This is a genomic window from Candidatus Accumulibacter vicinus (assembly GCF_000584955.1).
GTDB classification, from domain to species: Bacteria; Pseudomonadota; Gammaproteobacteria; order Burkholderiales; family Rhodocyclaceae; genus Accumulibacter; species Accumulibacter vicinus.
Genome location: NZ_JDSS02000024.1, coordinates 159,378 through 170,580, shown reverse-complemented (window position 1 = coordinate 170,580; position 11,203 = coordinate 159,378). Strand labels below are relative to the sequence as shown.

Here is an 11,203-nt window from a genome sequence, read left to right as displayed (position 1 = left end):
ACCCCCCCCCTCACAACAGATCCGCCTGTGCCGCCATGACGACGCCGCGAGAGTGCCGGGCGGCTCCTCGTTGAACGGTCATGAATTACCCAGCTTACGGGGTAGTAATGCGCTTCTTTCGAGACGGTCCTCGAGTTCGCCGATACTTGCGGCGAGACTGTTTCCTGACTGCTCGACGGCGAGAAACAGTTCCTTTTCAAGCCGATCGAGTCTGTCCAGAACAGCCTGATGATCTGTTGCCGACGACGATCTGGCGTCGCGGTTGCCCCCCAGTTTCTGTAATTCGGCCTCAAGAAAGTTGTGCAGTTCGGTGAAGCGTGAGGCCTCCGCTTTGTCAGCCAGTTCGCGGTTGACCTGTAGTTCCTGGGCGTGACGCCGGGAATCGAATATCGCCGAGGCTTGCATGTAAACAACGAACACGAGGAAGAAAACGGTGAGAAACCCCACCACGCCGAGCATGACCACTCCCAGTGGGGCTTGCACTTCGGTAATTCCCAAGGAAAGCGTCGTCGGGGTGATGAAGACGTTCCAGTTGAGCAGAGAAAATGCCGCGATGGTGCCGAGGATAAGCAATAGAAAAATGGTCCGAAGCTTCATGAGATGAGCACTCCTTGATGGGTTGCCAGAAACAGGTCAGGCGCGGCATTGCAGAAATACCATTAGTATCGCAGGCCTGCTGATCGCTTGCCAGCTACCTCGGGGCGACTTGCTCCGGGTGCGGGCGCGACCGGACATGCCACGACACACCCACGCCAGCGAGACCGACATCCGGGGCTACGTCAGTTAGACGTTGAACAGAAAATTCAATACATCACCGTCCTTAATCACGTACTCTTTGCCTTCGGCACGCATCTTGCCGGCCTCCTTCGCTCCCTGCTCGCCCTTGCAGGCGAGGAAGTCAGCCAGCGCGATCGTTTGCGCGCGGATGAAGCCTCTTTCGAAGTCGGTGTGAATGACTCCGGCGGCCTGCGGGGCGGTATCGCCGACGTGAATGGTCCAGGCCCGCACCTCCTTGACGCCGGCCGTGAAGTAGGTCTGCAGACCGAGCAACTGGTAGGCTGCGCGGATCAGGCGGTTCAGCCCGGGTTCTTCGAGCCCGAGATCGGCCAGAAAAATCGCCTTGTCTTCGTCATCGAGGTCGGCGAGTTCGGCTTCGATCTTGGCGCACAGAACAATCACCGGCGCACCTTCGATGGCCGCATGTGCACGCAGGTGGTCGAGGTGCGGGTTGTTCAGAAAACCGTCTTCCAGAACGTTGCCGACATACATCGTCGGCTTGATGGTCAGCAGGCACAGCGGTTTGAGCAGGGCCTTTTCGTCAGTGGCGAGAGTCAGCGTGCGCGCTGGTTTGCCGTCGTTGAGATGCGGCAGCAGACGTTCGAGAACGCCGACCAGTTTCTGCGCTTCCTTGTCGCCGGCACGTGCTTTCTTGATCTCGCGATTGAGCGTGCGTTCGACGGATGCGAGGTCGGCGAGAGCCAGTTCGGTCAGGATGGTTTCGATGTCCGACAACGGATCAACGCGCCCCGAGACATGCACGACATTGTCGTCGTCGAAGCAGCGGATGACACTGACGATGGCATCGGTTTCGCGGATATTGGCCAGGAACTGGTTACCCAGGCCTTCACCCTTCGAAGCGCCGGCAACCAGGCCGGCAATATCGACAAACTCGACGATCGCCGGCTGGATGCGTTGTGGTCTGACGATCGCCGCGATCTGCTGCAGGCGCGGATCGGGCACTTCGACAATCCCGACATTGGGTTCGATGGTGCAGAAGGGGTAGTTCTCGGCGGCGATTCCCGCCTTGGTCAGGGCATTGAAGAGGGTGGATTTGCCGACATTCGGCAGACCGACGATACCGCACTGGAGGCTCATTGGGATTCCGATATTAAATGGTCTTGAGATGCAGTTGCCGTTGCGCGGTCGCATAGTCGCCGGTGGCGAGCAGGGGCCAGGCCGTCAGGCAGCGATCGATGGCCGTGTCGATCAGTTCCTGCTCTTCACGTCGTGGTGCCTTGAGGACGTAGTTGACGACCTCAGCGCGCTCGCCGGGATGCCCGATTCCCAGTCGCAGTCGCCAGAAATCCGGGCTGGCGAGGCGGGCCTGGATGTCTTTGAGGCCGTTGTGCCCGCCGTTGCCGCCGCCCTGTTTGAGGCGGATACTGCCGGGCGGCAAGTCGAGGTCATCGTGTACGACCAGTGTCTCGTCATCGGCGATCTTGTAGAAACGGGCCAGTCCGGCTACCGCCTGACCGGAGAGGTTCATATAGGTCATCGGCTGTAACAGCCACAACTCGCCGATGCGGGCAACGCGGCCAAGGAACCGGCCCTGCGGCGTCAGCGGTGCCTGCAAGCGCCGCGCCAACTGGTCGACGAACCAGAAACCGACATTGTGCCGGTTATCTTCGTACTCCTTGCCGGGGTTGCCGAGGCCGACGATCAGGCGGGGTGGTGGCATGCGATGGATTGCCCAAGCCGCCGCGGGTACTGGGTACCGGACGGCGGCCGGGATGGGGTGCGGGTTTAGCCGGCAGTCGCTGCGCCCTCGGCTGTATCGGAGTCGTCACCACCCTTCTTGGCCGGGATCGACACCAGCACGTAATCCTCGCCATGCAGGGCCGGGGTGACGCCCGCCGGGAGAACCAGCTCGGAAGCATGGATCGAGTGACCAGACTGGAGGTTCTGCAGGTCGACTTCGATAAACGCCGGCAGATCCTGCGGCAGGCAGATCACTTCGATGTCGTTGTGGACGTGCGCGACGTGACCGCCACTGATCTTGACTCCCGGCGCGATGTCGGCGTTGATGAAGTGCAGCGGTACACGCTGGTGGATGGCATGGGCCATGTCGACCCGCTGAAAGTCCACATGCAGGACCAGTGGCTTCCAGGGGTGCATCTGCGAGTCACGCAGCACGACACTTTCGATGCGGCCATCGATGTTCAGCGTCAGAACGGAAGAATGGAATGCTTCCTTGCGCAGGTTGAGCAGAATTTCGTTGTGATCGAGGTCGATCAACTGCGGTGCCGCCGAGCCTCCGTAAACGATCGCCGGTACGCGATTCTGGCGACGCAGGCGGCGGCTCGCTCCGGACCCCTGCAGGGTGCGCTTGCGCGCTTCAAATTCAAACTTCATGGACAGCTCCTGATGTGATACAAACCCCGCCCGCGACCAGGCGGGGGGTTGAAAAATTGATTGCTACGGCGGCGCAGAGCGCCTTACTCGATGAAGAGCGAGGAAACGGAATCCTCGTTGCTGATCCGGCGAATCGTTTCGGCCATCACCTCGGCTACCGAAAGCTGGCGAATGCGCGGCGAACTGAGCGCGTCCAGGCTGAGCGGAATGGTGTCGGTGACGACCAGTTCGTCGAGATCGGAGTGATTGATTCGATCGACGGCATGGCCCGAAAGTACCGGATGGACGCAGTAGGAAAGGACCTGCCTGGCGCCATGTTGTTTGAGCGCGGTCGCCGCCTTGCACAAGGTTCCGGCGGTGTCGACCAGGTCGTCCATGATCACGCAGGTGCGCCCCTCGACATCGCCGATGATGTTCATTACCTCGGACACATTGGCCTTCGGACGACGCTTGTCGATGATCGCCAGGTCGCATTCGAGACGTTTGGCCAGCGCCCGCGCCCGGACGACTCCGCCGACGTCGGGCGAGACGACCATCAGATGATCGAAATTCTTCTTCCAGACGTCGCCGAGCATGATCGGCAGCGAGTAGATGTTGTCGACAGGGATGTTGAAGAAGCCCTGGATCTGCTCGGTATGCAGGTCCATGGTCAGCACCCGGTGGACTCCCGCAGCCGTCAGCAGGTCGGCAACCAGCTTGGCGGCGATCGGAACGCGCGCCGAGCGTACGCGGCGATCCTGGCGAGCGTAGCCAAAATAGGGGATGGCGGCGGTGATTCGGGCGGCCGAGGCGCGCTTGAGCGCGTCGGTCATGACCAGCAGCTCCATCAGATTCTCATTGGTCGGCGCACAGGTCGATTGCAGGATGAACACGTCCATGCCGCGCACATGTTCCTGGATTTCGACACTGATCTCGCCGTCGGAAAAACGACCGACGTGGGCGCGGCCAAGAGAGATGTTGAGACGCTTGACGACATCGGCAGCCAGTGCCGGGTTAGCGTTGCCGGTAAATACCATCAGGCTGTCGTAGGCCATGCTGCGCTTCCCGTGGCGCGCGAACGAAGTCTCGGCGCCGTATAAAGCAAGACGGGCAGCCAACACCGCCTGCCCGCTTTGACAGAAATGAAATGGCTGGGGAGGAAGGATTCGAACCTTCGAGTGCCGGAATCAAAATCCGGTGCCTTAACCAACTTGGCCACTCCCCAGCGATCGCTCGCATCGCGCATGGATTGCGAACGAGGCGCGGATTATACCGGGGATTCTTCAGCAAGCACAAGTGTGATCAAGGCGCAGGCGCTCGGTCGCGGCCGTGGCCTCAACTCGCCAGTTCGCACAGGGGATGCCGGTCCAGGCCCGTTGCCAGCCAGCCACGCATCGTCCTGGGCAATTGCCGTAGGGCGTCCTCGGCCTGTTCGCGGCTTGTGAACTCGGCGAAAACGCAGGCACCAGAACCACTCATGCGCGCAGGGGTGGATACTGACAAGGCCACGAGATGCTCGGCAATGGCCGGAAAGCGGGCACAGGCCACGGCTTCCAGGTCGTTGCCACCGAAGCCGGGACGCCATGATGCCGGGTCGATTGCGAGCGAATCGCGTTTGAGTTCCGGTGCGCCAAAAATGGCCGCAGTCGGCACCTGCAGCGGCGGTTCGAGGACCACATACCAGCGCGGCGGCAGTTCGACCGCCAGCAGGGTTTCGCCGATGCCTTCGGCAAAAGCGTTGCGTCCGAAAACGAAGACCGGCACGTCGGCGCCGAGAGCGAGGCCGATTTCCTGCAGGTGCCGGCGCGGCAAATGCAGTTTCCAGAGGTGGTTGAGCGCCAGCAGGACTGTCGCCGCATCCGAGCTGCCGCCGCCGAGACCGCCACCGAGCGGCAGGTGCTTTTCGATACTGATGTTGACGCCGGTCGGGCAATGGGTTTCAGCCTGGAGCAGGCGGGCGGCGCGAACGCTCAGTTCCTGATCAGGGGCCATGCCTGCAAGGGGTGTTGCCAGACGCACCAAGCCATCGGCACGTGGCGAGAAACGCAGCCGGTCACCATGGCCGAGGAAGCGAAATACTGTCTGCAGCAGGTGATAGCCATCGGCACGGCGGCCAACGACATGCAGGAAGAGATTGAGTTTGGCGGGCGCCGGATAAATGCTTTGCCAGTCCCAGGACTGGTGGCTGGAAGTCATTGAGCGCAGGCCTTGGCAGGCAGCGCAGTCGGCAACATCTGCCACTCCTCGATGCGCAGGCGGAGTTCAAAGCCGTCCTCGCGCTCGACAAACAAGCGGCCGGGGAGGGCCTGTGGGTCGTCATTGTCGTACTCATAATCAATCCGCCAGTCCTCGTACCGCAGGCGCAGCGGGCGGCCGAGGGTGTCCAGTGCCAGGCGGCCACCGTCAGGATTGCAGCCACGCAGCCAGTCAGGCAGTCTGCTCAAGGGTAAGGGGTAAGCCAGGAGCGACTGCAGCAGCTGATCGGCAGTCGCTGCCGTATGCGAATTGCCATCGCTACCAGTCAGGCGTGCGCCCGCGGCATCGCTGACGATCTCGGCCAGGCCTTGCCCGAGCGGCGAGGACAACAGCAACTCGTCGCGGTCGCCGTCATGACGCCAATACAGGCGACCAGGGTAGTTCTTCCCTTCCTGGCGCAGCGCAAAGCGGCCGGTCAGCGAGAAGCCCTGCAGGCGGTCTCGTGCGATGGTGACCGTTGGGCGTGCGCTGGCCGCCGGTCCCAGGGCGGAGCAGGCACCCAGACCGAGCACGCCGACCCCGATCAATGGTGCGATCAGGATTGCACGGCTGCATCGGATCAGGCCAAGCTGCGGGCGTTTTCCGGTCAGGGCAGGAACCTCCTGATCGCTTCCTTCAGCACCTCGTTTTCCGGGTCCTTTTTGTGCGCCTCGCGCAGGGTCCGCTGGGCTTCATCCTTGCGACCGAGCATCCACAGCACTTCCCCGGTGTGTGCCGCGATCTCGGGGTCGGGGCGCAGAGCCAGGGCGCGTTGCAGGAGAGCCAGTGCGCCTTCGAGATCGTTTTGCCGATAAAGAACCCAGGCCATGCTGTCGAGGATGAAAGGGTCATTGGGCGCCAGTTGCAGAGCCTTTTCGATGAGCCGCCGGGCTTCAGGCAGCCGTATGTTGCGATCGGCGTAGGCGTAACCGAGTGCGTTGTAGGCTTGTGCATTCTCCGGCTGCAGTTCAAGCAGTTTGCGCAGGCGGCTTTCCATGATTTCCAGGCGTCCGAGTTTCTCGGCCAGCAGCGCCGACTCATAGAGCAACTCGGGCTGCTCCGGCTGCGTACCCAGCTCCTGGTCGAGCAGGGCAAGCGCCATCTCGGTCTGCTTCGCATCGCGCAGCAAGGCGGCCTCGGCAATGGATAACTGGACGCGTGACGACGGGTTCCGGGCTGCCGCATCGCGAAGCTGGCGTCTCGCCTCATCGAGCTTGCCCTGATTGTTGAGGATGCCGGCGCTGCGAATCTGCGCCGGAAGATAGTGCTCGCCCGGTCCAACCTGTCGGTAATCGGCCAATGCCTCGTCAGCACGCTTGCCTTCTTCGGCAAGCTGACCGAGGTAAAAGTAGGCTGCGCTCTTGTCCGGGATGTCGAGCGTCACCAGGTGTTTGAGTTGCGTCTCGGCAAGTGTTCTGTCGTTTTCCTGCAGAGCCAGGATGGCCACCGGAAAAACCACATCCGGGTTGTTCGGGTTGGCGAGCAGCAAGCGCTCAAACTGCGCTTTGGCTTCGCCATAACGCTTCTCGCCGACCAGCGCGCGCGCGAGGTACAGTTGTACCTCGCGTGCTTGCGGATGACGTTCGACAAAGCGTTGCAGTGAAGCAATGGCCTCGGTGGATGATTGCTGGGCGATCAGCTGTGCTTCCAGCAGGACCCCCGCTTCCCAGTCCGGGCGCAACTCGAGCGCACGTCGCGTTTCGACGAGTGCGCGGGTGTGGTCACCGGCTGCGCTGGCAGCCACGGCGATGGCGTAATGCGCCTCGGGCCGGTCCAGGAATGGCGCGCAGACCTTGATGATCAACTGCAGGACTGCCTGGCGATCCTGGTTGCGGGCAAACATCCGGTTCAGCGCCAACAGGTTGCCCGGCAGCGCTTCCTTGTCGGCCTCCAGCATCTGGATCAATTGCGGGGCCAGGCCATCGAACTGGTTGGACATGATCATGACACCGACCAGCACTTGTTGGGCACGCTTCGAGGCAGGCTCGACCTGCAACCACAAGCGTGCGAGGTCGAGAATCAGATCGTAACGACGCGCGTATCCAGCCACCTCAGTCGCCCTTGCCAGAATGGCCGGGTCGCGGGTGCGCACGGCCAGGTCGGCATAGGCCTGGCTGGCAAATTCGGCTTTGCCTCGCTTCAGGGCCACTTCGGCGAGCAGGACCTGATAGACCACCTGCACGCTGAGCTCCTTGTACTCCTGATCGTCAGAGCGTGGCGCGATGGTCTCCGGGGTACTGCGCTTGAACTCACGCCCTGTCGATTTGCTTTTTCCGGATGGGAGGTCGGCGGCAGCCAGGGCGGGTACCCCGAAGGCAAGCACCAGAGCCGTGCAGAGGAGGGTATTCTTGATCGATTTCATGATTTCCTTGCTTGCCTTGGACCGTTGCAGGAACTGACGGTGACTTTGCGTCATAATTTGCGCATGTTATGGACTTTTTGCGGTAGCAGCAATGCCAGAACTCCCGGAAGTTGAAGTCAGCAGGCAAGGATTGCTCCCTTGCCTGTCCCAGCAAGCGATCGTTGGTGCGGTGGTGCGCACGCCGCGGCTGCGGCACGAGATTCCGTCCGGGCTCGATGCGCGTCTGGCCGGTCTGCGTGTGGAGGCCATCTTGCGGCGTGGCAAATATCTTCTGCTGGACTGTCAGAGTACCCGCGGTGGTGGCTGGCTGCTCCTTCACCTCGGCATGTCGGGCAGTCTGCGCTTGGTACCGCTGGCTACGCCGGCACAGCAGCACGACCACTTTGATCTGGTTTTCGCGCATACCGTTCTGCGTCTTCGCGATCCGCGCCGCTTCGGGGCGCTGCTCTGGCATGAGGGCTGCGGTGTCGAAAAGCATCCGGCCCTCGCCGGTCTAGGCATCGAACCGCTCTCCGAGGATTTCAACGGTGACTGGCTGCATGCGGCGACGCGCGGCCGCCGGGTGCCGATCAAACCGTTGCTGATGGATGGTCGTCTGGTTGTTGGCATCGGCAATATCTACGCTGCCGAAAGTCTCCATCACGCTGGCGTATCACCACTGCGCAGCAGTGACCGGATCAGCCGTCAGCGCTACCGTGTGCTGGTCGATGCCATTCGTGCAACGCTGGAGGCCGCCATTGCCGCCGGCGGCAGCAGTGTGCGCGACTATGTGCATAGCGATGGTGGTGCCGGCTGTTTCCAGCTTTCCTGCAGGGTCTATGGTCGCGCGGGCGAGCCCTGCCCGACTTGCGCCAGACCGGTACGGGTCATTCGCCAGGCGGGCCGCTCGACTTTCTACTGCCCGTGCTGCCAGCGTTGAGTTGTCGGTCTATGTCGCTGATTGAACACGACCTTGTGGTAGAGTGAAAACCTGTGCCTTGTGCTGGAACCTGCCATGACGCTTGCCCAACATTTTGCCGCCTACAGCGAATGGCGTGCGCGCATCTCCGGAGTTCTGGAGAAGTTCGCAGGCTGGCTCGTCGAGAACGAATTGACAGACGCGCAGATCGATCGGCGTATTGCCCAACTGCGTGACAAGTTACGCGAAGATCGCCTGCATGTCGCATTTGTCGCCGAGTTCTCGCGCGGCAAGTCGGAGTTGATCAACGCCATTTTCTTCGCTGGTTACGGCAACCGCATTCTGCCCTCGACAGCCGGCCGTACGACGATGTGTCCAACCGAGTTGATGTACGACCGAGCGAAGCCGCCATCGATCGAGCTGCTGCCCATCGAGAGCCGTGAATCCAACAGCAGCCTCAGCGAATACAAGCACTTGCCTGCTCAATGGGAACGACTCCCGATCGACACCAGCTCAGCTGAAGCCATGCAGGAGGCGCTTCGCCATGTCAGCGACGTCATCCGCGTCGACCTGGCAATGGCCAAAAGACTCGGCTTTGCCATGACGGATGGCGAGCTTGCTGCGTTGCGCATCGATGAACAGGGTGACGTCGAAATCCCGCGCTGGCGGCATGCGATCATCAATTTTCCGCATCCGCTGTTGCAGCAGGGACTGGTCATCCTCGACACCCCCGGTCTCAACGCGATTGGCACGGAACCCGAACTGACGCTGTCCCTGCTGCCCAACGCGCATGCAGTGCTGTTCATTCTGGCCGCTGACACCGGGGTGACGCAGTCCGATCTGATGGTCTGGCGCGAATACATCGGCACCCCCGTTGGCCGCAAGAAGGGCCGCATCGTCGTGCTCAACAAGATCGACAGCTTGTGGGACGAACTCAAGTCAGCGGAAGAAATCGACGCGGAAATTACCAGACAGGTCGACACCTGCGCGTGGGCGCTTGATTTGCCGGAGGATCAGATTTTTCCGGTTTCGGCACAAAAGGCGCTGGTAGCCAAGATCAATGATGATCCCGAATTGCTCCAGCGCAGCCAATTGACGAGGCTTGAGCGTGCCCTTTCCGAGGAGTTGATCCCGGCCAAGCAGGAGATCGTTCGCGACAGCATCCATGTCGAGTTTGCCGATTGCCATCAGCGGACCCACAGCCTGCTTGAATCGCGCCTCGCCGGTCTGCGCGAACAGCTTGGCGAGCTGGCGGATCTGCGGGGCAAGAACAAGGGGGTCGTCGAGTACATGATGGGCAAGGTGCGAGGCGAGAAGGAGGAATTTGAATCCGGCCTGCAGCGCTACTACGCTGTGCGCAGCGTCTTTTCACAACTGAGCAACAAGCTTTTTGCGCATCTCGGGCTTGATGCGCTGCGTCTGTTGAGCACCTCGACGCGTGATGCGATGGTGACAGCCACCTTTTCCAGCACACTAACCAACGCGATTGATCGCTTCTTTACGGTCGCGCGCGGCAATCTCGCCAGTTCGAGGGCAGAGGTCACCGAAATCATGACGATGATGGAGGCCATCTACAAGAAATTCGCTGTTGAACACGGTCTCAAACTGGGTACGCCGACCGCTTTCTCGCTGCAGAAGTACGAGAAGGAAATCGACCGCCTCGATCAATGGTGCCATACCCATATCAATTCCGTTTTCCAGTTGCTGACGCACGAAAAGAGCCAGCTCACGCAACGCTTCTTCGAGGAGGTGGCGGTGCAGGTACGCAAGGCTTTCGAGCATGCCAATCGCGATGCCGAAACATGGCTGAAGGCGATCATGTTGCCGTTGGAGGTTCAGATTCGCGAACATCAGATTCAGCTCAAGCGCCGGCTGGAAAGCATCAAGCGGATTCACCAGGCGACCGATTCGCTTGAAGAGCGGATCGATGAACTGGAACATGTCGAGAGCAAGCTGCTTCTACAGTTGACTGTACTTGGCAAGATCAGTGAAAATTTTCGCGAGATCCTGCAGCAGACGGTGAACCGCGAGGAGATGCTGAGCGCTGCCTGAAACAGTGACCGGAGGGCTCGAATCGCCATGACCGTGGGCCGGGGCGGCGGATCCTGGCAGATGCAGATGAGGAGATTTGAAGTTGCTCTGGTGGTTGTCATATGTTGCGCTGGGTCTGTTTACCGGTTTCTTTGCCGGCATGCTCGGCATTGGCGGCGGACTGGTGATGGTCCCGGCGTTGACCATGATGTTTGCCAGCCAGGCGGGCTTCCCGCCGACGGAAGTTCTCCATCTGGCCCTTGGAACCGCGATGGCGGCGATCCTGTTCACCTCTCTGGCCAGTCTGCGTGCGCATCACCAGCATGGTGCGGTGCTGTGGAAGATCGTCGCCCAGATCACGCCGGGAATTCTCGTCGGGACGCTGCTTGGCACGCTCTTCGCTGCGAGTGTCCCGGCCAAACCACTGGCCGGTTTTTTTACGGCATTCGTCTGCTGCGTGGCCGTGCAGATGATCCTCAACCTGAAGCCGAAAGCGGCACGCGAGTTGCCGGGTGCCGGCGGCGTATTTGCCGTCGGCAGCGGCATCGGTGCGGTGTCGGCGCTGG

11 protein-coding genes and 1 tRNA gene are annotated in these 11,203 nt (G+C 61.1%); 3 read left to right on the top strand and 9 right to left on the bottom strand.

Annotated elements, in window-relative coordinates:
- Positions 1-78 precede the first annotated feature (78 nt).
- The 9 genes from CAPSK01_RS11365 to CAPSK01_RS11325 all read right to left on the bottom strand — a co-directional run bounded on the left by CAPSK01_RS11365 (position 79) and on the right by CAPSK01_RS11325 (position 7,708).
- A complete protein-coding gene (locus tag CAPSK01_RS11365; protein ID WP_034926388.1) occupies positions 79-597 on the bottom strand; it encodes a signal transduction histidine kinase in 519 nt (172 codons plus the stop codon).
- A 186-nt stretch (positions 598-783) separates the two neighbouring features.
- Positions 784-1,875, bottom strand: coding sequence for a redox-regulated ATPase YchF (gene ychF, locus CAPSK01_RS11360; protein ID WP_034926385.1), 1,092 nt, complete (start codon positions 1,873-1,875; stop codon positions 784-786).
- A gap of 13 nt (positions 1,876-1,888) precedes the next feature.
- A complete protein-coding gene (gene pth, locus CAPSK01_RS11355) occupies positions 1,889-2,458 on the bottom strand; it encodes an aminoacyl-tRNA hydrolase (protein ID WP_034926384.1) in 570 nt (189 codons plus the stop codon).
- Between the two features lie 65 nt (positions 2,459-2,523).
- Positions 2,524-3,132: a 50S ribosomal protein L25/general stress protein Ctc gene (locus CAPSK01_RS11350; protein WP_034926381.1), complete on the bottom strand. Its 609-nt coding sequence runs from the start codon at positions 3,130-3,132 to the stop codon at positions 2,524-2,526.
- 83 nt (positions 3,133-3,215) lie between these two features.
- Positions 3,216-4,166 (bottom strand): ribose-phosphate pyrophosphokinase, encoded by a 951-nt coding sequence (locus CAPSK01_RS11345; protein ID WP_034926749.1) that lies wholly within the window; start codon positions 4,164-4,166, stop codon positions 3,216-3,218.
- Between the two features lie 93 nt (positions 4,167-4,259).
- Positions 4,260-4,336, bottom strand: a tRNA-Gln gene (locus tag CAPSK01_RS11340).
- Between the two features lie 110 nt (positions 4,337-4,446).
- Positions 4,447-5,307, bottom strand: a complete 861-nt coding sequence (gene ispE, locus CAPSK01_RS11335; RefSeq protein WP_273703542.1) for a 4-(cytidine 5'-diphospho)-2-C-methyl-D-erythritol kinase — start codon at positions 5,305-5,307, stop codon at positions 4,447-4,449.
- On the bottom strand, positions 5,304-5,894 hold the full coding sequence (gene lolB / locus CAPSK01_RS11330; RefSeq protein ID WP_034926378.1) for a lipoprotein insertase outer membrane protein LolB: 591 nt from the start codon (positions 5,892-5,894) through the stop codon (positions 5,304-5,306). The genes ispE and lolB overlap by 4 nt, the downstream gene beginning before the upstream one ends.
- A 59-nt stretch (positions 5,895-5,953) precedes the next feature.
- Entirely contained in the window at positions 5,954-7,708 is a 1,755-nt protein-coding gene (locus CAPSK01_RS11325) for a tetratricopeptide repeat protein (RefSeq protein ID WP_034926745.1), read from the bottom strand.
- 91 nt (positions 7,709-7,799) lie between these two features.
- Here CAPSK01_RS11325 and mutM point away from each other — a divergent pair, with 91 nt between their 5' ends.
- The 3 genes from mutM to CAPSK01_RS11310 form a co-directional block, all read left to right on the top strand.
- Positions 7,800-8,627 (top strand): bifunctional DNA-formamidopyrimidine glycosylase/DNA-(apurinic or apyrimidinic site) lyase, encoded by an 828-nt coding sequence (gene mutM / locus CAPSK01_RS11320; protein WP_034926376.1) that lies wholly within the window; start codon positions 7,800-7,802, stop codon positions 8,625-8,627.
- Between the two features lie 75 nt (positions 8,628-8,702).
- Positions 8,703-10,658 carry a dynamin family protein gene (locus tag CAPSK01_RS11315; protein ID WP_034926373.1) on the top strand — a complete coding sequence of 652 codons (1,956 nt, stop codon included), beginning with the start codon at positions 8,703-8,705 and terminating at the stop codon, positions 10,656-10,658.
- A gap of 82 nt (positions 10,659-10,740) precedes the next feature.
- A partial coding sequence (locus CAPSK01_RS11310) for a sulfite exporter TauE/SafE family protein (protein ID WP_273703541.1) occupies positions 10,741-11,203 on the top strand: 463 nt, incomplete at its 3' end.